The organism is Chitinophaga oryzae, assembly GCF_012516375.2.
Lineage (GTDB): Bacteria > Bacteroidota > Bacteroidia > Chitinophagales > Chitinophagaceae > Chitinophaga > Chitinophaga oryzae.
The window spans coordinates 4,705,051-4,729,652 of sequence record NZ_CP051204.2 but is presented as its reverse complement, the minus strand read 5'-3'; the positions used below and the strand labels follow the sequence as shown (position 1 = coordinate 4,729,652).

The 24,602-nt window shown below is 52.4% G+C and carries 20 protein-coding genes; 11 read left to right on the top strand and 9 right to left on the bottom strand.

The features are described 5' to 3' along the window. The first annotated feature begins 56 nt into the window (after window positions 1-56). A complete protein-coding gene (locus HF324_RS19325; protein ID WP_168860570.1) occupies window positions 57-344 on the top strand; it encodes a hypothetical protein in 288 nt (95 codons plus the stop codon). Window positions 345-373: 29 nt separating this feature from the next. On the opposite strand, the gene HF324_RS19320 is transcribed toward HF324_RS19325, so the two are convergent. Next, window positions 374-2,179 (bottom strand): AMP-dependent synthetase/ligase, encoded by a 1,806-nt coding sequence (locus tag HF324_RS19320; RefSeq protein WP_168860569.1) that lies wholly within the window; start codon window positions 2,177-2,179, stop codon window positions 374-376. A 346-nt stretch (window positions 2,180-2,525) separates the two neighbouring features. Between HF324_RS19320 and nagA the strand changes: the two genes are divergently transcribed. Together nagA and HF324_RS19310 are read left to right on the top strand one after the other, a co-directional pair. Beyond that, entirely contained in the window at window positions 2,526-3,629 is a 1,104-nt protein-coding gene (gene nagA / locus HF324_RS19315; RefSeq protein ID WP_168860568.1) for an N-acetylglucosamine-6-phosphate deacetylase, read from the top strand. A gap of 27 nt (window positions 3,630-3,656) precedes the next feature. After that, window positions 3,657-6,170, top strand: coding sequence for a bifunctional glycoside hydrolase family 9 protein/polysaccharide deacetylase (locus HF324_RS19310; protein WP_168860567.1), 2,514 nt, complete (start codon window positions 3,657-3,659; stop codon window positions 6,168-6,170). A gap of 36 nt (window positions 6,171-6,206) precedes the next feature. Here HF324_RS19310 and HF324_RS19305 read toward each other — a convergent pair whose 3' ends face one another. Next, entirely contained in the window at window positions 6,207-6,872 is a 666-nt protein-coding gene (locus tag HF324_RS19305; RefSeq protein ID WP_168860566.1) for a DNA-3-methyladenine glycosylase, read from the bottom strand. A 376-nt stretch (window positions 6,873-7,248) separates the two neighbouring features. Here HF324_RS19305 and HF324_RS19300 point away from each other — a divergent pair, with 376 nt between their 5' ends. Beyond that, window positions 7,249-7,872 (top strand): hypothetical protein, encoded by a 624-nt coding sequence (locus HF324_RS19300; RefSeq protein ID WP_168804049.1) that lies wholly within the window; start codon window positions 7,249-7,251, stop codon window positions 7,870-7,872. Here HF324_RS19300 and HF324_RS19295 read toward each other — a convergent pair. From HF324_RS19295 to HF324_RS19275, 5 genes are all read right to left on the bottom strand, one after another. Further along, window positions 7,856-9,091, bottom strand: a complete 1,236-nt coding sequence (locus HF324_RS19295; RefSeq protein WP_168804048.1) for an RNA polymerase sigma factor — start codon at window positions 9,089-9,091, stop codon at window positions 7,856-7,858. The genes HF324_RS19300 and HF324_RS19295 overlap by 17 nt on opposite strands. A gap of 115 nt (window positions 9,092-9,206) precedes the next feature. Beyond that, window positions 9,207-9,548: a YciI family protein gene (locus HF324_RS19290; protein WP_168804047.1), complete on the bottom strand. Its 342-nt coding sequence runs from the start codon at window positions 9,546-9,548 to the stop codon at window positions 9,207-9,209. Between the two features lie 142 nt (window positions 9,549-9,690). Further along, window positions 9,691-10,056 (bottom strand): VOC family protein, encoded by a 366-nt coding sequence (locus HF324_RS19285; RefSeq protein WP_168860565.1) that lies wholly within the window; start codon window positions 10,054-10,056, stop codon window positions 9,691-9,693. 158 nt (window positions 10,057-10,214) lie between these two features. Beyond that, window positions 10,215-11,561: an alpha/beta hydrolase family protein gene (locus HF324_RS19280; RefSeq protein WP_168860564.1), complete on the bottom strand. Its 1,347-nt coding sequence runs from the start codon at window positions 11,559-11,561 to the stop codon at window positions 10,215-10,217. A gap of 19 nt (window positions 11,562-11,580) precedes the next feature. Then, the gene (locus HF324_RS19275) at window positions 11,581-12,090 is read right to left on the bottom strand and encodes a GNAT family N-acetyltransferase (protein ID WP_168860563.1); all 510 of its coding nucleotides are present in this window, start codon (window positions 12,088-12,090) and stop codon (window positions 11,581-11,583) included. A 79-nt stretch (window positions 12,091-12,169) separates the two neighbouring features. Between HF324_RS19275 and HF324_RS19270 the strand changes: the two genes are divergently transcribed. From HF324_RS19270 to HF324_RS19260, 3 genes are all read left to right on the top strand, one after another. Then, window positions 12,170-13,594, top strand: coding sequence for an aminotransferase-like domain-containing protein (locus tag HF324_RS19270; protein WP_168860562.1), 1,425 nt, complete (start codon window positions 12,170-12,172; stop codon window positions 13,592-13,594). A 98-nt stretch (window positions 13,595-13,692) separates the two neighbouring features. Beyond that, window positions 13,693-14,673 (top strand): GlxA family transcriptional regulator, encoded by a 981-nt coding sequence (locus HF324_RS19265; RefSeq protein WP_168804042.1) that lies wholly within the window; start codon window positions 13,693-13,695, stop codon window positions 14,671-14,673. An 82-nt stretch (window positions 14,674-14,755) separates the two neighbouring features. Further along, on the top strand, window positions 14,756-15,481 hold the full coding sequence (locus HF324_RS19260; protein WP_168860561.1) for a metallophosphoesterase family protein: 726 nt from the start codon (window positions 14,756-14,758) through the stop codon (window positions 15,479-15,481). Window positions 15,482-15,486: 5 nt separating this feature from the next. On the opposite strand, the gene msrB is transcribed toward HF324_RS19260, so the two are convergent. Beyond that, window positions 15,487-16,005, bottom strand: coding sequence for a peptide-methionine (R)-S-oxide reductase MsrB (gene msrB, locus HF324_RS19255; protein ID WP_168860560.1), 519 nt, complete (start codon window positions 16,003-16,005; stop codon window positions 15,487-15,489). A 57-nt stretch (window positions 16,006-16,062) separates the two neighbouring features. Beyond that, window positions 16,063-17,307 (bottom strand): Na+/H+ antiporter, encoded by a 1,245-nt coding sequence (locus HF324_RS19250; protein WP_168860559.1) that lies wholly within the window; start codon window positions 17,305-17,307, stop codon window positions 16,063-16,065. A 374-nt stretch (window positions 17,308-17,681) separates the two neighbouring features. Here HF324_RS19250 and HF324_RS19245 point away from each other — a divergent pair, with 374 nt between their 5' ends. The 4 genes from HF324_RS19245 to HF324_RS19230 all read left to right on the top strand — a co-directional run bounded on the left by HF324_RS19245 (window position 17,682) and on the right by HF324_RS19230 (window position 24,585). Next, on the top strand, window positions 17,682-18,365 hold the full coding sequence (locus HF324_RS19245; RefSeq protein WP_168804038.1) for a response regulator transcription factor: 684 nt from the start codon (window positions 17,682-17,684) through the stop codon (window positions 18,363-18,365). Further along, the gene (locus HF324_RS19240; RefSeq protein ID WP_168860558.1) at window positions 18,362-19,672 is read left to right on the top strand and encodes a sensor histidine kinase; all 1,311 of its coding nucleotides are present in this window, start codon (window positions 18,362-18,364) and stop codon (window positions 19,670-19,672) included. The genes HF324_RS19245 and HF324_RS19240 overlap by 4 nt, the downstream gene beginning before the upstream one ends. Before the next feature lie 179 nt (window positions 19,673-19,851). Next, window positions 19,852-21,246 carry a TolC family protein gene (locus HF324_RS19235; RefSeq protein ID WP_168804036.1) on the top strand — a complete coding sequence of 465 codons (1,395 nt, stop codon included), beginning with the start codon at window positions 19,852-19,854 and terminating at the stop codon, window positions 21,244-21,246. 66 nt (window positions 21,247-21,312) lie between these two features. Further along, window positions 21,313-24,585, top strand: coding sequence for an efflux RND transporter permease subunit (locus HF324_RS19230; protein WP_168860557.1), 3,273 nt, complete (start codon window positions 21,313-21,315; stop codon window positions 24,583-24,585). Window positions 24,586-24,602: the final 17 nt, after the last annotated feature.

Genomic DNA, 24,602 nt, shown 5'->3' with positions numbered 1-24,602 from the left:
ACGTTGCACTGGAAAGGGAAACCTGGCAGCTATTCACTTTTTAATTATTCAACGATATGACGACCCAGTTTTTTTACCTGGTGCTTAACCCAACAGAAAAGAAACTACCTTATTTGTATAGTAAAGTTTTTAAGATCACTTATCAGCATCTGAAAGACCTGGTGGCACAACAACAGCTACTGGAAGCGGCGTTCAGGGACCACAATCATCACCCGGAAGATTACAAAGCAGAGTGGTCAGTGGGAGCGGATGGGGAAGCGCAGGCGGCAGCGGAAAGGAACGATGAAATACGGGCGTGGCAGATGGATGAAACCAAAATTGTCCGGACGGTAAATTGGCCCTGACAGCCATCGGCTGACAGGGCCCGGGAATATTATTCGTGTTCGTTCTGATAAATCTTGTCTATCGCACTTTTATATTTTTCGAGCACCACTTTTCTTTTCAGGCTTAGTTTGGGCGTCATTTCACCGCCAGCGATGCTCCATTCTTCCGGCATCAGCTCAAAACGTTTGATCTGCTCCACATGATTGAAGTGCTGGTTGTATTCCCCGATCACTTTCTGATAAGCTTCCTGCACCTCCGGACGGGCAATGGCTTCTGCCTGCGTCGTGAACGGAATGTTCTGCTTGTTCATCCAATACTTCAGATAGGGGAACGCGGGTACGATCAGCGCGCCGGTGAACTTATGTCCTTCGCCTACCACCATGATCTGTTCAATGAAGGGACTTTCCTTGAACTTGTTTTCAATAGGCTGCGGCGCCACATACTTGCCGCCGCTGGTTTTGAAGAGCTCTTTTTTGCGATCGGTGATTTTGATGAATTTTTTATCTACCCAGATACCGATGTCGCCGGTGTGCAGCCAGCCATCGACAACGGTTTCGGCGGTGAGGTCAGGACGTTTGTAATAGCCTTTCATTACGGTAGTGCCTTTCACACAGATTTCTCCGTCTTCTTCCAGCTTTACTTCGATGCCGTCGATAGGAGGACCTACGGTACCGAATTTGGTGCCGCCGGGCTTTCTGCGGTTTACGCAGATCACCGGGCTGTTTTCGGTAGGACCATAACCTTCATATACCGGTATCTGCGCGGCATTGAAGATACGCAGCAGTTTCTCCTGGCAGGCTGCGCCTCCGGTAACGATATAGCTGATATTTCCTCCCAGCGCGGTGCGCCATTTGCTGAAGATCAATTTATTGGCGATAGACAACTGGAAGTTATACCATGCGCCGCCACTGATATTATTATCATATTTACCTGCCAGGGACACCGCCCAGAAAAACAGCCGCCGTTTAATGCCGGTGAGACTGTTGCCGGTGGCCATAATTTTTTCAAAGACTTTTTCCAGCAGCCGGGGTACGGTGGTAAATCCATCAGGGCATACTTCTTTCAGGTTTTCACTGAGGGTGTCCAGGCTTTCCGCATAGTAGATGCCAATGCCACTGAAAAGATAGATGTAGGTAACCGTCTTCTCGAAAATATGGTTCAGCGGCAGAAAGCTCAGCACCTTCTGTTGCGGTGCATCGTCGAAAGGGAAGCTCACCTTGGAATACATCACATTGGAAGATATATTGGCATGGGTGAGCATCACTCCTTTGGGCGTGCCGGTCGTACCGGAGGTGTAGATGATGGTAGCCAGATGTTCCGGATCAATTCCCGCTTTAACGGATTCCACTTGTTCCAGCAGCGCAGGCGTAGCCATGTCCGTAATGGCGCTCCAGTGGGTGGCACCGGGGATCTGGTCAAATGAATAGATCTCCTTCAGCGTAGGGACGGCCCCACGGAGGGCCTGGATTTTTTCCAGCATCTCTTTGCTGCTGACGAAGATATACTTCACGGCGGCATCGTTCAGGATAAATTGTATTTCAGCCGGGTTGGTGGTAGGGTAGAGGGGCACCAGCACGGCGCCGGTCTGCTGTACCGCCAGGTCGGTAAACACCCATTCCGGCCGGTTGTTACTGATAATAGCGATTTTGTCGGCGCCTTCCGGCGTAAAGTCATTGCCGCCTACACCCAGCTGTAACAAGCCGGCGCTGAAGCGGTTCACTGTTTCACTGACACTGGCGGTACTGAAAGTCTTCCAGCTGCCATTGATCTTGGCGGCCAGCATGTCCTGTTTGGGGAATTTCTCCAGCTGAAACTTTACTGCGTCGAATAGCCTGTGCCTCGGGAGCGTACTCATAAGGTAGATTTAGTGATGTAATAGGTACCAGTTCGTATTAAATATACTAAAAAATATATGTCAGTAAAGCTGAAATTAACCTTTCAGCCGCAGGCGGCGGAAAGCATTGCTTTGCTGAAAATGACATCGTTTCCATGGCACTACCATCATCGTCCATACAGGCACTAACGGGAGTCTTGGCATATGGGTCATTGGTTCTGTTCCCTACAATATAATCAATTTTCGGGCGTGACAAACACCGGGAATGTTAAAGTTATCGCTGTTGTGCATTGCTTTTATGCTGATCTTTTCCTATTTTTTCCGCTTTACCGGACCATAAACGGCCAGCCGGCCTTAAAGTATCATTATGCTTACTGCTCTTACAAACGGAACGATCTACACCGGTGCACAGGTGATCAGGAATAAGGCACTTTTAACGGAACAGGGGAAAATAGCGGCGCTGGTCAATCCTGCGGAAGTCCCTGCACACGCGGCGGTGACAGATTGCACCGGAAGTATTATCGCACCGGGACTGCTGGACCTTCAGATCTATGGCGGCGGCGGTTACCTTTTCTCTGCTAAACGATCGCCGGAAGCGCTCAACGCTATGGCGCAGGCGCTGGTTAAAAGCGGCACGACCGGTTTTCTGCTTACACTGGCGACCGACAGTATGGAGGTGTTCCACGAGTGTATCCGCATTGTGCGCGACCACCCGCATCCGGCGGTGCTGGGCATGCACCTGGAAGGGCCATACATCAATCCCGCTAAAAAAGGGGCGCACCCCGTACAGCATATCAAACGCCCGGCGCGTGACGAAGTGGAGGGCCTCCTGGCTGCTGCCGGCGGTGTAGTGAAGATGATCACCGTGGCCCCGGAAATGTGCGATCCGGCTATCCTCCGCTGGCTCGATGCGCAGGGGATCGTCCTCTCTGCCGGTCATAGCAACGCCACCTTCGCGGAAGCCATGGACGGTTTCCAGAATGGCGTACGGGCCGTGACGCACCTGTTCAACGCCATGTCGTCCCTGCATCACCGCGATACCGGCCTCCCCGGCGCCACCTTCCGCGACCGCAGCGTTTACGCCAGTATCATCGCAGATAATATTCACGTAGATGACAATGCGCTGATCATCAGTAAAAAGGTAATGGGCCACCGCCTGTTCCTGATCACCGACGCAGTGGAGGCCAACGATACCTGGCCGGCGCATCATGTGGCGCAGGAAGACCGCTTCACGCTGCCCGACGGTACTCTCTCCGGCTCACGGCTGACACTCCTGCGCGCCGTGCAGCGCTGCGTGGAGCATGCAGGCATCCCACTGGAAGAAGCACTGCGCATGGCTACCGTATATCCCGCTACGTTAATGGGCCTGAAAGACCGTGGCCGCATTGAGCCTGGCTGCCGGGCCGACCTGGTAGTGTTTGATCCCCAGTACAAAGTGCAAAAAGTATTTGTCGCAGGCACACAACAGTGAACTGCCGGAACATGTTAATACAGGAAGATGAAAAACAGCTGTCTGACTATTATAATCACCTTATGGCTGACGGCCCTCTGCGGGTCCGGCGCTATTGCGGCCACGGAATCCTGGATACGGATCAACCAGCTCGGGTATCTGCCCCAGGGCATTAAAGCGGCCGTATGGGCGGGTAAACACACGGAAGCACCCGCCAGGTTCCGGCTGGTGGATTCCGCCAGTGGTAAGACCGTCTTCACCGGTACGGCCAAATCTTTCGGGCAATACGGTCCATTCAGTTCCACCGCCCGGCTCGACTTCAGCAGCTGGAGACAAACAGGCACCTTTTACCTGGTGGCGGGAGACGCGAAGTCGCCTTGTTTTCGTATCGGCCCCAACGTTTATGCCGGCGCGGCGGACTTCGCCCTGCGGTATATGCGCCAGCAACGGTCGTTTTTTAACCCTTTTCTCAAAGACTCCTGCCATACCCGTGACGGCTATACGCTATACGGACCCATGCCCGACAGCACCCGCATCGATGTTGCCGGCGGATGGCATGATGCGAGCGACTACCTCCAGTATTCCACCACATCGGCTAACGCTACATACCACCTGCTGGCGGCCTACCGCGATTTTCCGCAGGTGTTCGGCGACCGGTACGCGGCCAACGGCCTCGAAGGCGGCAACAAAATACCGGATATCCTCGATGAAGCGCGCTGGGGACTCGACTGGCTGTCGAAAATGCATCCGCAAGACAACTGGATGTTCAACCAGATCGCCGATGACCGCGATCACAACGGGATGCGGCTGCCTAAAGAAGATCCTTTTTATGGCAGAGGTTTTGAACGACCGGTATATTTCTGCTCCGGCCAGCCACAGGTACGGGGCAAATTCATGAACCAAACCACCGGCGTGGCTTCCACGGCAGGCAAATTCGCCGGTGCTTTCGCGCTGGGATATGACCTGCTGAAAGATAAAGATGCCGCCTACGCCGGTATCCTCCGTCAAAAAGCCCTCACCGCTTACAATATGGGCCGCTGGCAACCGGGCGTCTGCCAGACCGCCTCGGTAAAATCGCCCTATATCTATGCAGAAGACAACTGGACGGATGATATGGAACTGGCTGCCGCCTCACTGTACCGGCTACACGGAAACGACGCCTACCGGCAACAGGCGCTGGACTATGCCGGGCAGGAGAAAATAACGCCCTGGCTCGGAAAAGACACCGCCCATCACTACCAATGGTATCCCTTTATTAACCTGGGACACTATGAACTGGCGCGGCAACTGAAAGGCGCCGACCGGCAAACCATCACCGGTTACTACCGGGAAGGCATCGATAAAGTATGGCAACAGGCGAAGAACAATGCGTTCTACCGTTATATTCCCTTTATCTGGTGCAGCAACAACCTCACTGCCGCCTTTGCTATCCAGTGTTACTGGTACCGGCAGCTGAGTGGCAGCGATGCCTATGCAGCGCTGGAACAGGCTAACGTCGACTGGCTCTTTGGCTGCAATCCATGGGGTACCAGTATGGTGTATGGCTTGCCCGCTACCGGCGACACACCGGAAGATCCGCACTCGGCTTTCACCCACCTGGGCCACTACCCGTTGGACGGTGCGCTGGTAGACGGTCCCGTCTATACGAACATCTACAAAAACCTGATCGGTATACAGCTGTCTAAACCGGACGCCTACGCAGCGTTCCAAAGCGATCTTGCCGTGTATCATGACGATTTCGGGGACTATAGCACCAATGAGCCTACCATGGACGGAACGGCGTCGCTGATCTACCTGCTGGCTGCCATGGACCACGAAGGCATGGGCCATCCTGCTGCTACGCCGGGTAACGGCAGCGGTTACACGTACACTGCCGGCGCCGTTATCCGCGGTGACACCAGCCGTAAAACACTAACCCTCGTTTTTACCGGCGACGAATTTGCGGACGGGGGGCAGACGATACGCCGCGTGTTGCAGCAGCAAAAAGTGCCGGCTGCTTTCTTCCTCACCGGGAAATTCTATGCCAATCCTGCTTTTCAGCCGCTGATCAAACAACTCAAAGCAGATGGTCACTACCTCGGCCCGCATTCCGACCAGCATCCGCTGTACTGCGACTGGCAAAAACGCGACAGCCTTTTGATCACACGTGAAGCTTTCAATAAAGATCTCGCTGCCAACTACCGCAGGATGAAGGCCCTTGGTATCAACAAAAGCGCAGCGCCGTATTTTCTCCCGCCCTACGAATGGTACAATGATACCATCGCCGCGTGGACAAAAGCGGCAGGCCTGCAGCTGGTGAACTTTACCCCGGGCACGCGCTCCAATGCAGACTACACCACACCGGCCATGAAAAGTTATCGTTCTTCGGAAGAAATTTACCGGTCTGTTCTGCAATATGCGGATACACAGCCAGCCGGACTGAATGGCTTTATGCTGTTGCTGCACATCGGCACAGACCCGGCCCGCACGGATAAATTCTACAACCACCTGGACCAACTGGTCACAGACCTCAAAAAGAGAGGCTACCGCTTTGTTGCCATCAACCAGCTACTGCGCAGGTAAATAAAAAATCCCCGGGCAGAAGCCCGGGGAGCTGTATTACCACAATCTGCCGCTCGCGTAGGCATCGTATTCAACAGGTGATAGGGGATCTTCCGGGTGATGTATCAGGTACCGGCGTGCTTTCTCACTCTCCTTATGCGGCAAGTAGAGGAAGCTGAGAAAGCGGTATGGACGGCCGCAAAAAATTTCTTCGGGATCTTTGGCGGTGTTCAGCGCCACACGCGGTACAGCAAACAACCGCGCTTTATCAATGCTGTTATGTGTCCTGACAGTGGAGATGTTCTCCAGTCCAAAGTACAATGGCTCCTCCCGCAATACGCTGCCAAATTGTTTAAATATCTCTCTGCACACTTTCAACGGGCCCGCTATCGTGCCTGCCCGGGAGGGCAGCTGCTGGCTGTCCGCCACTGGCGCAATGCCGCGGATCATTATACCGCCAAAGGCATGGGCGGTGGAAAGGGTAATGTCCATCCCCGTGCCGTGGAAATACCATTCTCCGTTACTGCTTTGAATATGCTCGTGCGCATGGGCGTAAGGATCGTTGTGCGTATCACTGCAATAGTAAAACTCACAGTCTACGATCCGGTAGCGGTTGTCTCCCGCCCGCAACAGATGGTCGTTCATGATAGTGTCTGCAATCTTCCGGAACGAAGCGATACAGGTGTCACTATCCCTGTCGTCTATATGAAGAAAGTCTGTCATGTTTTCTTTTTTGGTGCAAAGAAAACACAGGAAAGCATACGATGATCACCTATCAAAAATGTTGATGTGAATCGGATTGTAATGCTGACAGGGTAAGGGTTGCGTCGGATTTTGATAATATTTTTATGATAGTGGTTTTGTCGGAAGTATTAATCCTGTACATGAGATCAGGCAACGTTCTTTGCTGGTTCATATCAACTATTGCGTTCCATACACGAAGCCATCGCCAACTATTTTTGTAATTTTTTTTGGAGAGGGATGTATACCCTGAATTGTACGCCTTTGTAGTAATTATTCTCCGGCACATCCCTCCCGAAAGTGCATTAAGTGCGTGATAACTTGAGGTGCGCGCGAAATATATTTACTTTGTACAACGATGGACCACGAAGAACAAATAAAACAATTACGGGAACAGGTGCCTGTGGGCCTGCGCCATGCCGCGCTGTTACTGGAAAAAGCAGGGGGCGACGTTATGGTGGCCCGCCAGTTATTTATACAGGAAGCGGAGGCAATTGTATTCGGCAAAACTGCGGCCCCGCGCGAATTAGTACTGTCGCTGCTGGAACAGCACCACTATGATATACCGCGTACGCTGAACGCGATAGAAGCGGAATTATATACAGTAACGGAAAGGATACTACGAAAAATAAAAAACAATCCGGAGGCTGCTATCGGTAAAATAGCATTGGCGGTGGAAGCAGCCACACCATTGCACCGCAACTACTGGCTCCCCCTGGATACCATGGTACTTCCCAATGGCAGTCAGCACTCTTTTATGGTGGTGTATGAATGGCTTTCCTACGAGGACTACGAAGGATTTGACATTGCGCTGTATTTTCACCGGGAGCTCGTCAGCACTACCCTCCGGGAGAGGCTTTCATGCCCCGGAGCGGCAACCGCCATCCTGGATGGTGACGCCGCCGCTTTTAGCCTGCACCGGGAATCGGTGATACGGCAATTGTACCAGCTGGTGGTGAGCAACATCAGTCAGTTTCCGTAAGTTGTTGTATTTTTTGGTCGATGACTTTTTTGTCGGCCGCTGAATGGCTTAAGGCAAATGCTTTTTCAAGAGAACTGCGTGCGGCGCGGTTGTCAACCCCGGCATACAATTCTCCCAGCAGCAGATGATACTGGTAGTGGTCATTAAGAGATAACTTTTTTGCTTCCTGCAAAGCAGCCTCCTTACCGTTGGCCCTCGAAAGGGCGTAAGTCCTGTTAAGCGCAGCAACAGGAGAGTACTCAACGGTCAGCAGCTGGTTATACAGCTGCAGTATATTTTCCCATTTCTCGGGCGTATCTGCCTTGATGGTATGCCAATAGGCGATACCTGCTTCATAATGATATTTGGATGCAACGGTCCCTTTGGAAGCCAGGTTCAGGAAATGCTCTCCCTGCTGCACCAGGTCGTCATCCCATAGACTCGTGTCCTGGTCGTCATATAAAACGGTATCTCCGCTGGCGTTTGTACGTGCTTCAAAACGGGACGCCTGAAAGCTCATCAGTGCTATCAGGGCATTTACCGCCGGTGTATTGGTGGCTTCGTATTCGGTCAGCAGAAAAGTGAGCCGCATGGCTTCGAGGCAAAGGTCCTTACGCAGGGAATGGTCATGACTGGCAGAGAAATATCCCTCGTTGAACAGCAGGTAAAGTGTACGCAGCACTGCTTCGAGCCGGTTGGAGATTTCGGCGGCGGCCGGAAACGCAATGGCGATATTTTCTTCCCGCAGCTTTTCCTTGGCCCGTAACAGCCGTTTGTTGATCGTATCTTTACTGGTGAGGAAAGCGTCCGCTATCTCTTCTATGCCGAAGCCGCACAATACGCGGAGCGCCAGCCCTATCTGCGATTCCAGGGAGATGGCAGGGTGGCAGACGGCAAACATCATCTGCAGCTGGCTGTCCTTAATATTCCGTGCGGACAGGTCCAGCTCCGGCACTTCGCTGGTGGCAGCCTGACTTAATTGTACAGATACTTTTTGCTGAAATACTGCCCGGTGTTTCAGATGGTTTTTCGCTTTGTTCTTCGCCACGGTATACAACCACGCGGCAGGGTTCTCCGGCAGTCCTTTCAGTCCCCACAGCTCGGAGGCCGACAGAAAGGTCTCGCTGGCGATGTCTTCGGCAACATCCAGGTGTTCAAACCCCAGCAGCTTACACAATACAGCCGTGATCTTGCTGTATTCCGTTCTGAACAGGTGGGGGAGCAGTTCTTTATCTTCCATAATGTGAAATTACGAATTACGAATTACGAATTGAGGGCTCCTTTATAGAGCGGGTATTTAATAACCGTTCCAAAAGGGGGCCCTCAATTCGTAATTCGTAATTCGTAATTCGTAATTATAATACGCTGATTTCCCTGATTTCCACATTACCGCCAAAGGCCAGTATGGGACAGCCCTGCGCCAGTTCAGCCGCTTCTTCGAGAGAGCTGGCCTGTACTACGGTGTAGCCGCCGAGCGTTTCCTTAATTTCTGTGAAAGGGCCGTCGGTCACCACATTGTTGGGCCTGACTACCTTGCCGGTCTGTTCCAGGCGGTTGCCGCGATCGGCCAGTTTGTTCTGTGCAGCAATACCACCGATCCAGTCCATCCACATTTTAGTGTTGTTCTGCATTTCTTCCGGTGAACGCTTGGCTGTAGAGGAGAAATCTGATCTGAAGAGAAATAAGAAATTTTTCATGGCAATAAATTTAGTTGTTTATAGCTTAATAACAACCTGGCTGTCATGAATAAGACAGTTTTCCGCCATTTTTTTTACATTTTTTATATGATATTTAAAATCAATCTTTTGGGAGATGCTGGAGCAGGAGTGCGACGCGCTTTTAATAACTGAATTCATGGATGCTTAACCCGTTGAGATCGGGGTCCTGTAAAAAGAAAACCTTTCCGAAAGCGGATTCGCTGATGGCCGAAACATTGACTCCTTCCCGGTGTAGCCGTTCCCTCTCCCTTATGATGTTGTCCGTCTCCAGCACCAGTCCCTGTAAGGCGCCTGCCTGCATCCGGCCGTAAGGCCATTGCCGCACCAGCGAAATGGTGGTGACCTGGTTCCGGAATCCCAGCTGAATCCAGGCGTCGCCGTCGGGCAACATTACTTCCGCCAGCAGCTCAAAGCCCAGCAGCAGGTAAAATTGTTTGGACAGCTGTTGATCGGTGACCGGTACCGCAATGTTTTCAATGGCTCTCATGGAAAATGAACTCTTGCAGCAAAGGTAGCCCTGCAGCTGTAAACAGGAGAGGAGGTCTGCGACAATCGCCAAGGGGTATTCCGACAATCAATTACGAATTACGAATTGAGGGCCCCCTTTTGGAAAGGTTATTAATGAACCGCTCTATAAGATAACCCTCAATTCGTAATTCGTAATTCGTCATTCGTAATTGACTCACCGTACCGTTTGCTGACCTGGTGGCGCAGGATCCAGTCACGCAGGAGATCAAAATAGCCGGCGGAATATTGCAGCAGTACCGGACCGTCCGGACTATCCTGTACATCAATGATGCCATGGTCGGCATGGGGGAAAATCACTACGTCAACATTTTTACGGGTGGCGACCGCGTCTTTTAACACATCGATGGTGCCGCCGTTCGGGGCCTCCGTGTCTTTCCCGGCAATCACCCAGAGCATAGGGGCTTTTACGCGCCGGAACGCAGGCACGGGGTCATAATCCAGAGGAACATCTGTCGGGAAAATCTGTTTCAGGGTGTCCAGCTGCGCACGGCTGGCCTGCAGCACAGGGCCGGTATAATCTCCCTGTAAAGCCTTAAACCATGGCTCCCTGCCATACAGTGCCCTGAGAGAGTCTACCGCTTCGAGGCCGCCGTTGAAGCCGGTCCGCACCACCTGGTCGGTGGCCGCTACAACCTGCATCGCCTTTGCGATATCTGCGTCACTATAATGTCCTTCCTGCAGATCGTGTAGTGCTTCCTGGCGGTTCTCTTCCCGCGGCGGGATAAGCAGACTGTAACTGGCGATGACAAAATCAACCGGCGTCAGGGTAGCGGTCAGCGGTACGATCCACCCGCCCTGGCTTTCGCCCATCAGCCCCGTAGGAATGCCACGGACGGCCGGCTGCTTTTTCACCACCTTTACGATGGTGGCCATATCCTGGGCCAGCAGGTGAAAATTGGCGGACAGTTTCCCGGTGGACTTGCCCGTGCCTCTTTTATCATATACCAGTACGGCAATATGGTTAAGCGGCAACATGTACTGGAGAAAGTGCGTAGCCACAGCAGAGGCGCCGCCCGAGCCAAAATGCAGCACCACCAGCGCCTGCGGCTTACGGTCTGCCGGCAGGAACAGCTCTCCGTAAACAGCGGCGTCCTTTACATCAAAGCGGAGGGGGATAACGGGCAGGGGTATACGTTTACCGGTCAGCATTTTACCGTCCTGCCGGAAAAAAAGGGAATCATGGGGGCAGCCGCTAAAACGCGCGAATATGTTCGGGTTGTTGGCATTGGCCCAGCCGGGCCCCGACAGGTAACTACTGTCGGCCTGTAAGTAAAGGCGTCCGGTGCTGCCGTCCAGGCGGCGGTAACGGAGGTCGTTGTCCTGGGAAGGACTGATGATCAGCTGGCTGCCGTCGCTCATGGCATAGGCGCCGTTCCTGCAGCTGGCGGAAGCCGCCACCTGTTGGGCAGAAGCCGCGCCGGCAATAACCGTGGCCGTGAGCAGTGATAGAAGGTGTGTTTTCATATAGTCGTAAAGGTAGGTGTCAGAGTACAAGCTCAAAAGTGGCAAAGCCGCCATCCCGGTAGTGGGCAGGCAATCCCTCCGGATCGGGAATGGAGACTACGCCGAGGTAGGTAAAGCCGCAGCTGACATAGTAGTTGTTCAGCTTCTCATTACCGGCGCCGGTGTCCAGCCGCAGATACTGCCGGCCGTTTTCCCTTCCGTACTGTTTTGCCCAGTCAACAATCTGTTTCACAAATCCGCGGCCCCGGTATTCCGGATGGGTGGCGATACGGTGAAGATACAGGGAAGGCGTCTCGTCTTTCTCTCCCCATATCAACGGATCACTGAAGGTAGTGACAAATACACAAACTGTCTTGTTGTCCACCACCAGTTTCCACTGCCGCTTTTGTTCGATCTCCTGTTCTACTACAGATCGCTCAAATCCTTTCCAGTAAAGGTTTGTTCCCTGCTGTCGCTGGTATTTGGTGCCCTCGTCATAAAGGTAAAAGATATCGTCAATGTCTGTAACGGTGCTGTTGATTATTTCCATGGCTCAATTATTTCCCCCAAAATTATTTACTTTGTAGCTACTGTAACAGATACAGATTTTGAATATTTTAGTATAACAGATGAAAGACTTTCAATACATAGAGATAGCCAACCGGATAGAAGCCATGATTAACAATGGGACTTATCCGCTGGGCGAGAAACTGCCTTCGCTGCGCGCGGTGAGCGGGCATTTCGGGGTAAGCGTGGGCACTTCGCTGAAAGCCTATTCTCTATTAATAGATAAAGGATTACTGGCCTCCAGGGAGAAATCGGGCTATGTGCCCCTGCGCAAATCCACGGGGCATACAGAACAGCCGGTGGCCACCACAGCGGCCCCTGCCATCCGCGAGGTGAACGTGAGCCGCATCATCAGCAAAATGCCCGTGGATGCAGGTCCCTATCCACCCGGGTTTATCTCTTTTTTTAATGCTTCGCTGGAAACGCACATGGTGCCGTTTAATGCGGTGCGGCGCAGCTTGCAGAAAGCCTCCCGAGATCTTACCGGGGCGCATCTGCAATATGAGTCGACCCTTGGCAACGGCCTGTTACGGGAGCAGATCGCGCGGCTCTCTTTTTACTGGAACGGCAGCCTCTCGGCCAACGATGTCCTGGTCACCAACGGTACCCTCGAAGCGCTGAGCCTGTGCCTGCGGGCCGTCACCAACCCCGGCGACGCCGTGGTGGTGGTATCGCCCTGTTACTATGGCATCCTGCAATGCCTCGAACAACTGAAGCTGAAAGTGATAGAGCTGCCCTGTGACCCGGAAGAGGGCATCAGTCTGCGCCAGCTGGAAGAGACCGTAGACACCTACGACATCGCCGCCTGCCTGTTCATCTCTAATTTCAATAACCCCAACGGGGTCGTGTTGTCTGACGAAAAGAAAAAATGGATTGCCGAGATGGCCTGGAAACGCCAGCTGCCGGTCATTGAAGACGATGTCTACGGCGAACTGCATTTCGGTCCCACCCGGCCCTCCACCATTAAAACGTATGACAGGCATGGGTGGGTGATGTTATGTACTTCGTTCTCCAAAACAGTGGCCTCCGGCTTCCGCATCGGCTGGTGCGCCCCCGGACGTTTCATGGAAAAAGTAGCGCAGCTGAAAGCCACCACCAACGTGGCCACCGCTTCGGTGCTGCAGCTCTCGCTGGCCGACCTGCTGGCCAGCGGCACCTATCAGCGGCATCTGCGTAAACTGCGGCCGCTCATACATAAACAGGTGCTGCTGACTACCCAGTATATCGAACAGTATTTCCCTTCCGGCGTAAGGATCAGCCAGCCCGATGGCGGTATGGTGCTCTGGGTGGAACTGCCCAGGCAGGTGGATGCCCTGAAACTGCAGAAGCTGGCGCTGGAACATCATATCAACATCGCACCGGGACCGCTCTTTTCCAGCACCGGCGGCTATCGTAACTATATCCGCGTCAGCTGCAACAAACACTGGAACCGGCAGGTGGAGCAGGCCGTACGTAAACTGGGAAACCTCGTCAGAAGTATGTGCTGACAACCGGTTTCCGTCCATGGAACAAGGCTTTCATCATTCTGATAAATATTTTATCTTGTGATGGAATGAGAAACCTGCAAACTTTATAACGCTGTCTTATGAAGCACGTATCTATTGTGATTCCACTCGGTGCCGCTATGACCGGTATTGAAGTCGCCCGCCATGTCTTTACAGAAGTAAATGATTTCCTCGTCAGCCAGGGCAAAGCGCCTTTGTTCGAAGTGAAGCTGGTAGGCGCCTGGCGCGCGGTCCAGCTGAACAACGGGCTGTTTACCATCCAAACGGACGCAGTTGTCCAGGAACTGCATAAAACGGACCTTATTATTATCCCGGCGTTACATAAAAACGTGGAGGACAACCTGGCGAGAAACGGGGAGCTGATTACCTGGATACGTGAACAATATGAAAAAGGCGCCGAAGTGGCCAGTCTTTGTATAGGCGCTTTCCTGCTGGCGCAAACGGGACTGCTGATAGGGAAAAAATGCACTACGCATTGGAAAGCGGCGGATTTGTTCCGCGATATGTTTCCCGAAGTGAACCTCGTGAAGGAAAAAGTCATCACCGATGAAAACGGTATCTATTCCAGCGGTGGCGGTCTTTCACTGGTAAACCTGTTGGTGTACCTCGTGGAGAAATACGCCGGCCGCGACGCCGCTATTTACAGCGCCAAATTTTTCCAGGTGGACCTGGAACGCTCTGCCCAGCTGCCTTTTATCATTTTTCAGGCGCAGAAAGAACATGATGACGAACCGGTGAAACAGGCGCAGGAATTTATCGAGAACAACTTCCAGCAAAAAATCAGGGTAGACGCACTCGCGGAAATGCTGGCCATTGGCCGCAGAAGCCTGGAACGGCGCTTCAAGAAAGCCACCTCCAATACTATGAATGAATATATCCAGCGCGTGAAAATCGAGGCTGCCAAAAAACACCTGGAAGACGGCGACCGTAAAATCAATGATATCATGTACGAGGTTGGTTACTCGGATACCAAAACCTTCCGCAATTCCTTCAAACTGTTGACAGGCCTGCTGCCACATGAATACCGCAACCGGTACAATAAAAAGCTGGCTGAAGTATAATAACGTATAACCGTTGCCGTATTTTGACATTGGGGTGACCGGATTAAACGCTATATTCAGGCGGTAAAAACTTTACCTCAATATGACCCGTTCATTCGCTTTTGTCACCGATATGCATCTGGATGATGCATTTACCCGCGGCCAACAGGTGCCGGCGCGTGAAAACCTGCTATTGCTCTTACAGGAAATTGCCGGCAAAGGCATCCGGGAAGTGGTGATAGGAGGGGATATCGGGGAACCGTCTGCGCATACTTTCCTCTTTGAGGCCTTACAGCAATACACACCGGAGTACAACATCATACTGGGTAATTTCGACAAGCTGGAAGATGTACGCCTGCACTATCGGCCTCCGGGCCTGGTAGACGGGACGATGTGTTACAGTGAAGATAAAGACGGTTTCCGGTATATTTTCCTGGACACCGCCAGTGAGGTGATGACCGTTGCCCAGCTGCAATGGCTGGAAGCGGAACTCAAAACGGCCGGTAAGGTGTTGTTGTTCCTGCATCATCCGGTAGTGGAAATACCGATATTCCTGGATGGCCTGCAGCCATTGCAGGGAAGGGAAAAAGTGAAGGCTTTGTTGCTGGACCATCCGCACCCCGTATATGTTTTCTGCGGCCATCTTCACATCACCGATCAGCGGGTGGAGAAAAACATTCACCAGACGGTGACGCCTGCCACCGGTGCACAATTCGTGAAGGAAGCGACGGAGGTGCAGGTAGATCTATCTTATTTTGGATACAGTATCGTTACCATCACCGGTGACGAGGTGAAGACAGCCGTGATACGCCATGAACGTGACCGCTGACAGAATTACTGCAGCGGTTCAAAATCGAGCGATACGGAGTTCATGCAGAAGCGCTTATGTGTAGGCGGCGGGCCGTCGTCGAAGATGTGGCCGAGATGTGAGTCACATCTGCCGCACAATACTTCTGTCCGGTGCATGCCATAGGAATTGTCTTCCTTATAGATAACGCTGGCTGTCCGGATAGGCTCGAAGAAGCTGGGCCACCCGCAACTGCTGGCAAACTTGGCGTCGGAACGGAACAGGGCGTTGCCACATACGGCGCAATAGTAAGAGCCTTTGGTGTCGGCATCCCAGTATTTCCCGGTGAAAGGCCTTTCTGTTGCAGCCTCGCGCGCCACCGCATACAGTTCCGGCGGCAGCACCTTTTTCCATTCGGCATTGGTTACATGCAGTTTCTCGGTGTCTGTCCGTGAATAATACGGATTGGCGGGCGCGTTGCTTGTCATAGGCTGCTGTTTTTTCTGCTGGCTCTGACAGGCAGAACCGGTGATCAATATTGCCAATAAAAAAGTCAGTGCTTTCATATCAGTGCTTTCGTAGCTGTAAGTTACGAATAACCGGCGACATCGCCGGACATCCTGTTATTTGCTGAATTTCCGGACCACCCAGGGCAGCGACAGCCCCTGGCCCAGCAGTGAAAACAATACCACGGCTATGGAAAGAAAAATGATCTCGTTGCGCATCGGAAAAGGTTCCCCGCTTTGCAGCACTATCGGTAAACCCAGCGCGATGGCCAGCGAAACGATTCCCCGCATACCCGACCAGGTAATGATAAAACTTGTCTTCGAATCGAACAGCGCATGTTGACTGACACGGCGCTTACCCTTGCCCAGGAAAGCCTTTTGCAGGTTGAACTGCTGCAGGTACACCCGCACCAGCCGGATACCCAGGGCCGCCACGGCGATAATAGCGGCGTAACCGATATAGGGCCATACTTCCGCCTCATGCATCTTTTTTAGTACCAGCGGGAACTGCAGGCCTATCAGCAAAAAGATCAGGCCATTCAGCAGAAAAATGATCACGTCCCAGAAGTGTTTGGACTGATGGCGGAGCGCTTCCGGCAGCTTCATCCTGCTCAGCCTCGACATGCCCAAACCCAGCGTCACCACCGCGATCACACCGGATACCGCGAAGTGTTCCGCCACTACGTAAGTCACAAACGGCATCAGCAGCATCAGGCAGATGACCACCATATCGTTGGTACGGAAGAAACGTAACACTAACCCCAGCATTTTCGCCAGCACCACGCCGATCACAAAACCGCCGCCCAGCACCAGCACAAACTGAAGCAGCGCTTTCCAGGTAACGAAAGCCACGCCTGTCACCGCCGCTACGGCAAACCGGTAGGCCACCAGCGCAGAAGCGTCGTTCACCAGGCTTTCTCCTTCCAGGATGGTGACGGTGTTATGCGGCAACCCCAGCCCCTTGGTGATGCCAATGGCGGCCACCGCATCGGTGGCGGAAAGGATAGCGCCAAGCACAAAAGCCAGCGGCCATGTCATACCCGGTATCAGGTAATAGGCCACAACGGCAATACCGCCGGTGGTGATGAAAACCAACCCGATGGCCAGCGTACCGATGGTATTGATGTTGAGCCGGAATTCCCGGAAGGAAATGTTAAACGCCGCATCATACAGCAACGGCGGCAGGAACAGCAGCATGATGATTTCCGGGTTCAGTTCAATGCCCGGCATGCTAGGCAGAAAACCAATCGCGATACCTGTTGCCAGCAGTAACACGGGAATGGGCAACTTTATCTTTTCCGCAATACCGGATACGCCGATCATGATCGCCATGATCACCAACAGGAGGGTATAATTTTCCATCAGTAAATAATTAAGTATTAGATATTATGCCATCAGCCCTGATGGAAACAAACACATCGACTAAATAAAAATATAGGATCTCATCCTAAATAACAATTCCGCTTCATGCTTCCACCTAACCCCGCAGCTCGCTATCCAACGTAAATTTGCGTTAATTTTGCCCTCTGGCCCCGCTTCTTGCAAGCTTATTTGTCATATTGTAAAAGTGATAGTTTACAAATTTAACAATATGTTTCAAATTGAAAAGAAGTGAATTATAAGGTAAATGCAGAAAGGGGTATGGGTTGATCTCCGCAAATCAGGGCAATCAGCGATCATCCCGCCCGGCAGCGGTTCAAGATTGCTTCAAAATTCGCCTATACATTAGCTTTTATATGAAAGTGTTAGTAGTAGAAGATAGTAAAGAAATTGCCAGCAGCATCCACGATTTTCTCGTCAGAGAAGGATATATCTGCGAGCTGGCTTATAGTTTTGATGAAGCGCAGGAGAAGTTATTGCTGTATTCATATGACTGTGTATTGCTCGATATTATGTTGCCCGATGGTAATGGGCTGGAGCTGTTGAAATTTATGAAGGAACAGGGCATCCAGAGCGGCGTACTGATCATCTCCGCCAAAGATGCCATGGACGATAAAATAAGGGGCCTGGAGGGCGGGGGAGACGACTACATCACCAAACCATTCCACCTGCCCGAATTACATGCGCGGCTCAGGGCCATTTACCGGCGTAAAAAACTGTCGGGCAGCAACATCATCACCTTTAATGAGATCACCCTTAACACCGATACGCTGGAAGCCTCCATCAACGGGCTATTGCTGGACATCACCCGCAAGGAGTTTGACCTCCTGCTATACCTGGTGGTCAACAAAAACAGGGTGCTCTCCCGACAGTCGATAGCCACCCACCTGTGGGGCGACTATACCGATAATTTAGCTAATTTTGATTTCGTATATCAGCATATCAAAAATCTTCGTAAGAAAATCAGCGCGGCAAACGGAGCGGATTATATAGATACGGTGTATGGCCTGGGTTATAAATTTAATGCTTCCAAAGTATGAAACTGGTTGATAAATTTACATTGTGGTTTATTGGCGTGATTGTGGTCACCACACCCATCACTTCCTATATCTGTCTGAACAATATAGAGAGAAAGATAGACGATGTGGAGATAGCCCGCCTGAAAACGGTCAATATGAAAGCGGCAGCCCGCATGACCGATGGCTCGTCGGTCAACATACCACGGGATGCTTCCTTCACCACCTTTACCCTGCTGCCAACGCTGCCGGCCGACAGCTTCCGTATCCGGAAAGATCCCGACCCCGACGGCAACCACAAAAGCCTGGAGAGCCGCCTCACCGTCAGCACCTTCATGAACATCAACGGTAAGGCCTATGAAGTGACCACCTCCAGCTATATCCCGGCATCCCGTCAGATCCTCAACGCCATCCTGGATACCGTGGCCTGGAAACTGCTGCTGATCATCCTCTGTGTGGCCGTGTCCGCGCGCTTCCTGTCCCAACACATCCTGCACACCCTGCGGCTCACCATGAAAAAAATCCACAACTTCGACCTGAAGAAAAAGATCACTTTCCCGCAGACCAATACGGCGGAATTCAAAGAGCTGAATACCTTCCTGAAAAAAATGACGGATCGGGCGGTGGAAGAATATACGGCGGTAAAACAGTTCAGCGAAAACGCCTCCCACGAGCTGCAAACCCCGCTGGCAGTGATCCGCGGCAAACTGGAACTGCTCAGCGAAACCAATATCGACGAATGCCAGGCCACCCTGTTGGCCGATATGCACCACGCGATCGAAAAGCTGTCGAAGATCAACCGCTCGCTGATCCTCCTGTCTAAAATGGAGAACAACGAATTTGCGGTGACGGAACATATTAAGTTCTGCCGCGTGGCCAAAGACGTGCTGGCTGCGTATGAAGACAGGCTGGAGATGAAAAATATTGAAGTCAAAAGAGAACTGGACAAAAACATCCAGCTCAGGATACATCCGGTACTGGCAGATATGCTGATGAACAACCTGCTGGGCAACGCTATCCGTCACAACGTGCAGGACGGCATGATCCACATCATTCTGAAACAACAGAAGCTGGTGATCAAAAATACGGGCCTGCCTCCGGAAACCCCGCCGGAAGAACTGTTTGAGCGCTTCCGCAAAAGCAACCAGTGCAGCGAAAGCGTAGGTCTCGGTCTGGCTATCGTAAAACAGATTTGCGAAGTGTGTGACTTTAAGGTGTCTTACCGGTACAAAGCCCCGTTGCATATTTTACAAGTAGACTTTTGTCCGGAAAGTGTCATTAACGAGGCGGAACAAGATAAATTTGAAACAGCGGCGGTTGTGACCGCATAAGACAAGTATCCTTTCGATAAGCTGAAACCTTTTAGGGGCAAGACTTCTGGTCTTGCCCTTTTTTATTTTCCCTTCGGGAGAAAAAAAACGATTACTTCAAAATTGCTTCAAAATGATGAAGTCTTTTTGTATCCGGATTAACAACTTTAGTTCATACCATGCTGCAAAATTCTCCCTACATGATTGGAAATAAATACTGGCTGATCCTTCTTTTTCTGATTGGTGTTCATTCAACTTCCGTGAAAGCCCAGCAGGTACTTACATTGAAAGATGCTATTCAAACAGCGATTAATAATTACGGTACCATTAAGGCTAAATCCAACTATGCTGCGGCTTCCAAAACGAGCATAGATCAGGCAAAGAGAGATTATCTGCCTAACCTTAACGTCTCCGTGCAACAGGATTATGGTACCATCAACGGTCAGAATGGTCCGCTGTACGGCTTCGGCGGCCTTGCCGCCGCTTCCTCCGGCGCTCCGCTGCAGGACCAGAACTGGAACGCCGCCTTCGGTGGTCTGTACCTCACCAATATTAACTGGGACTTCTTCGCATTTGGCCGCGCCAAAGAAAAAATAAAAACAGCACAAGCAGTTGCCGCCCGCGATAATAAAGACTGGCAACAAGAGATTTTTCAGCACGAAGTAAAGGTGGCAGCTGCTTATTTAAACCTCGTGGCCGCGCAGAAACTGACGCTGTCCTATCAGAAAAACCTGAACAGGGCCGACACTTTCCGGCAGGTGGTGGTGACCCGCGTTAAAAACGGCCTGAGCGCCGGTGTGGACTCCTCACAGGCCAACGCCGAGGTGTCCGGCGCAAAGATCGCCCTCACCAAGGCCATCGACTTTGAACAGACACAGTCCAACCTGCTGGCCCAGCTGATGGGCGTTCCTGCAGGTCACTTTGCACTGGATACCTTCCTCGTGTCCCGGGTGCCGGCCATGCTGAATGATACTGCCAGCATCGAAAGCCATCCGCTGCTGCAGTGGTACAAGAGCCGTATCGCCCTGAGCGACGAGCAGTCTAAATACTACCGCACGCTGATGTACCCTGCCTTTTCACTGGTAGGCGTACTGCAAACCAGGGGATCCGGTTTTGACGCCGGTTACGGCGCACAAAACCTCAACGCCTATACGCACGCCTACTGGGACGGAGTAAAGCCTACCCGCACCAACTACCTGATCGGCGTGGGCGTTACGTGGAACCTTACGCAGCCGCTGCGCATCTCCCGGCAGGTGAGGGCACAACAACAGATCAGCACAGGCCTGCAGGCCGAATATGATCTGGCAGACCAACAGCTGCGCGCCCAGCTGCAACTGTCGGACACCAAAATCGCCAACGCGCTGGACAACTACCATGAGGTGCCGGCACAGGTGAAAGCCGCTTCTGACGCCTATCTTCAGAAGTCGGTCCTGTACCGCAACGGCCTCACCAACCTGGTAGACGTGACACAGGCGCTGTATGCGCTCATCAGGGCAGAAACAGACCGCGACATCGCCTATAGCAACGTATGGCAGGCGCTGTTGCTCAAAGCCTCCGCTTCCGGCGACTTTAACATGTTTGCAAAAGAACTCTAACGGATGGATATAGGTGGCTGACCGGTAACGGACAGCCACTCAGAACAATGACATTAAACAGATAGTATGAACCTGATTCGTTTCGCACTTCGTAAACCAATCACCATCATGGTGCTGGTTGCCGGCTTATTCTTCTTCGGTATCAAAGCGGTCACCACGATCAAAATTGATATCTTCCCGAAGCTGGACATGCCGGTGATCTATCTTTCACACCCATTTGGCGGATACACCTCCACCCAGATGGAATCCTTTTTCGGTAAACAATATATCAATATCCTCCTGTTCGTGAACGGGGTGAAAAGTGTGGAAACAAAGAACATTCAGGGGTTGACACTGATCAAAATCAACTTCTATCCCGGTACCAATATGGCGCAGGCGGCCGCGGAAGTGAGCGCCTTCTCCAACCGTATCCAGGCCATCTTTCCACCCGGGTCCAACCCGCCTTTTATTATCCGTTTCGACGCCTCCACGCTACCGGTAGGGCAACTTGTCCTCAGCAGCGATAAACGAGGCAACAACGAACTGCTCGACCTGGCCAACGTATACGTGCGTTCTTCCTTTACCTCTATCCCCGGCCTGGTAGGTTCCACCCCCTTCGGTGGTAACATGCGTACCGTGGTGATCAAAGCAGATCCTGAGCTGCTGCGCTCTCACAATATGACACCGGACCAGCTGGTGGAGGCCCTCCGGCTCAACAACCAGACGGCGCCCTCCGGCAACGTGCGTATCGGTGATAAAAACTATCTCACACCTGCCAATACCACTATCAAAACCATCAGGGATTTTGAAGATATCCCGCTGTTCAAAAGCGGTGTGCAGAACCTCTATCTCCGTGATGTGGCCACCGTGGAAGACGGTGCGGATGTGAGCACCAGCTACGCGCTGATCAACGGCAAGCGCTCCGTATACGTGAGTATTGCCAAAGCGGCCGACGCCTCCACCTGGGAAGTGGTGCAGAACCTGAAAAAAGCCCTGCCAAAGATTCAGGCCCAGCTGCCGGAAGATGTGAAGCTGAGTTATGAATTTGACCAGTCCACCTATGTGATCAATTCCGTTAAAAGCCTGTTGTCTGAAGGAGCGATCGGCGCCATCCTTACCGGTCTGATGGTATTGCTGTTCCTCGGTGATGCCCGCGGGGCGCTGATCGTGATCCTGACCATCCCTGCCTCCATCATCTCCGGCATCCTGTTTCTGAGCCTGTTCGGGCAGACCATCAACATCATGACGCTGAGCGGGCTGGCACTGGCCATCGGTATCCTGGTGGACGAAAGTACGGTGACCATCGAGAACATCCACCAGCACCTCGACCTGGGCAAGCCCAAGTCGCTCGCCATCTGGGACGCCTGTAAGGAAATCGCTTTCCCCAAACTGCTCATCCTGTTTTGTATCCTCGCCGTGTTTGCCCCCGCATTTACCATGGGCGGCATCCCCGGCTCACTGTTCCTCCCGCTGGCGCTGGCCATCGGCTTCAGTATGGTCGTGTCTTATTTCCTGGCGCAGACGTTTGTGCCGGTGATGGCCAACTGGATCATGAAATCCAAACATCACCATAAAAAAGATGGTGCTGTGATGACCGATGCAGAGGAGTTCGCCGCAGCCGGCCTCAGTTCCCATGATGAAGGCAATACCTGGGAGCAGAAAAAAGCCCTCGTGGAAAGGGAAGACAGCAACCGTGACGGAAAGGTCAGCCGTTTCGAAAAGATCCGTCAGCGCTACCTCCGCTTCATCGACCGGATGATGCCTTACCGCAAAGTGATCGTAACGGCCTATCTCGTCATCAGCGCGCTCATCGTGGCCTTCCAGATGAACATCATCGGCCGAGACGTACTGCCGAAGGTGAACAGCGGCCAGTTCCAGGTAAGGCTCCGCCAGCCGGACGGTACCCGCATCGAACAAACGGAAAAGAAAACCATCGCGGTGATCAACGCCGTGAATGATATCGTCGGAAAAGAGAATGTGTCCATCACGTCCGCTTTCGTCGGCACGCACCCGCAACTGTTCTCCACCGCGCCTATCTTCCTCTGGATGGCCGGTCCGCAGGAGTCGGTATTGCAGGTGGCGCTGAAAGAGGACTATCATGTAAACCTCGATGAGCTGAAAGATAAAATCCGCGACCGCGTAAAACAGATCGACCCGGTGATGAAATTATCTTTCGAGCCGATTGAGCTGACCGATAAGATCCTCAGCCAGGGCTCACCCACACCGATAGAAGTGCGTTTCTCCGGCAGAAATAAAAAGCTGAACCTGGAATACGCCATGAAGATGATTGATAAGCTCAAACAGATCCCTTACCTGCGGGATGTACAACTGGGCCAGTCCGTTAACTATCCGGCGCTGAATATCAATATCGACAGGGTGAGAGCGGCGCAGCTGGGGGTAGACGTGGGAGACATCTCCCGGTCGCTGATCGCCAGTACCTCTTCTTCCCGTCTGACAGAAAAAAATATATGGGTGGATGAAAAAGCGGGTATCAGCTACAACGTACAGGTACAGATACCTGAAAGCAAACTCGCTTCCCAGAATGACATCGGTGAAATACCTTTGCTGAAAAATTCATCCAGGCCTATCCTGAGCGACGTGGCCACTATTACCCCCGAAAGCACCTACGGAGAGAATGACAACCTCGGGGCAATGCCCATGTTAACGGTAACGGCTAACCTGAATAACACCGACCTGGGCACTGCCTCCAAAGATGTGCAGAAAGCCATAGACTCCTTCGGCGAGCTGCCGCGCGGACTGAACGTGGACCTGATTGGTCTCAGCAGCACCCTCATTGATACCCTGGGCAGCCTGCAAAGCGGTCTGCTGGTAGCGGTAGTGGTGATCTTCCTGATGCTGGCGGCCAATTTCCAGTCATTCAAAGTGTCTGCCATCGTATTGGCCACCGTACCGGCCGTACTGTTGGGATCGCTGTCGCTGCTGATGATGACCGGCTCCACGCTGAACCTGCAATCCTATATGGGAATGATCATGTCAGTGGGCGTGTCTATCTCGAACGCGGTACTGCTGATCACCAATGCGGAGCAGATCCGGAAGACCAACGGCAACGCGCTGGTATCCGCCAAAGAAGCTGCCGCGCTGCGTATGCGCCCTATCGCCATGACAGCCCTCGCGATGGTGGTGGGTATGATACCGATGGCCAGCGGGCTGGGCGAAGCCGGCGATCAGTCGTCGCCACTGGGCCGTGCCGTTATCGGCGGACTGGTAGCTTCCACTTTCGCCGCCCTGTTCATTTTACCGCTGGTATTTGCATGGGGACAAGGAAAAGCAACTACACAGAGTGTTTCGCTCGATCCGGAAGATGAAGAAAGTAAGCATTATATTCCCATGAAAGGATAAACCGGAAAAAGCAGTCA

Excerpts from the sequence above, each read along its gene's own strand:
- HF324_RS19325 (WP_168860570.1), top strand. The coding sequence starts at position 57 with ATGACGACCCAGTTTTTTTACCTGGTGCTTAACCCAACAGAAAAGAAA.
- HF324_RS19320 (WP_168860569.1), bottom strand. The coding sequence starts at position 2,179 with ATGAGTACGCTCCCGAGGCACAGGCTATTCGACGCAGTAAAGTTTCAG.
- nagA (WP_168860568.1), top strand. The coding sequence starts at position 2,526 with ATGCTTACTGCTCTTACAAACGGAACGATCTACACCGGTGCACAGGTG.
- HF324_RS19310 (WP_168860567.1), top strand. The coding sequence starts at position 3,657 with ATGAAAAACAGCTGTCTGACTATTATAATCACCTTATGGCTGACGGCC.
- HF324_RS19305 (WP_168860566.1), bottom strand. The coding sequence starts at position 6,872 with ATGACAGACTTTCTTCATATAGACGACAGGGATAGTGACACCTGTATC.
- HF324_RS19300 (WP_168804049.1), top strand. The coding sequence starts at position 7,249 with ATGGACCACGAAGAACAAATAAAACAATTACGGGAACAGGTGCCTGTG.
- HF324_RS19295 (WP_168804048.1), bottom strand. The coding sequence starts at position 9,091 with ATGGAAGATAAAGAACTGCTCCCCCACCTGTTCAGAACGGAATACAGC.
- HF324_RS19290 (WP_168804047.1), bottom strand. The coding sequence starts at position 9,548 with ATGAAAAATTTCTTATTTCTCTTCAGATCAGATTTCTCCTCTACAGCC.
- HF324_RS19285 (WP_168860565.1), bottom strand. The coding sequence starts at position 10,056 with ATGAGAGCCATTGAAAACATTGCGGTACCGGTCACCGATCAACAGCTG.
- HF324_RS19280 (WP_168860564.1), bottom strand. The coding sequence starts at position 11,561 with ATGAAAACACACCTTCTATCACTGCTCACGGCCACGGTTATTGCCGGC.
- HF324_RS19275 (WP_168860563.1), bottom strand. The coding sequence starts at position 12,090 with ATGGAAATAATCAACAGCACCGTTACAGACATTGACGATATCTTTTAC.
- HF324_RS19270 (WP_168860562.1), top strand. The coding sequence starts at position 12,170 with ATGAAAGACTTTCAATACATAGAGATAGCCAACCGGATAGAAGCCATG.
- HF324_RS19265 (WP_168804042.1), top strand. The coding sequence starts at position 13,693 with ATGAAGCACGTATCTATTGTGATTCCACTCGGTGCCGCTATGACCGGT.
- HF324_RS19260 (WP_168860561.1), top strand. The coding sequence starts at position 14,756 with ATGACCCGTTCATTCGCTTTTGTCACCGATATGCATCTGGATGATGCA.
- msrB (WP_168860560.1), bottom strand. The coding sequence starts at position 16,005 with ATGAAAGCACTGACTTTTTTATTGGCAATATTGATCACCGGTTCTGCC.
- HF324_RS19250 (WP_168860559.1), bottom strand. The coding sequence starts at position 17,307 with ATGGAAAATTATACCCTCCTGTTGGTGATCATGGCGATCATGATCGGC.
- HF324_RS19245 (WP_168804038.1), top strand. The coding sequence starts at position 17,682 with ATGAAAGTGTTAGTAGTAGAAGATAGTAAAGAAATTGCCAGCAGCATC.
- HF324_RS19240 (WP_168860558.1), top strand. The coding sequence starts at position 18,362 with ATGAAACTGGTTGATAAATTTACATTGTGGTTTATTGGCGTGATTGTG.
- HF324_RS19235 (WP_168804036.1), top strand. The coding sequence starts at position 19,852 with ATGATTGGAAATAAATACTGGCTGATCCTTCTTTTTCTGATTGGTGTT.
- HF324_RS19230 (WP_168860557.1), top strand. The coding sequence starts at position 21,313 with ATGAACCTGATTCGTTTCGCACTTCGTAAACCAATCACCATCATGGTG.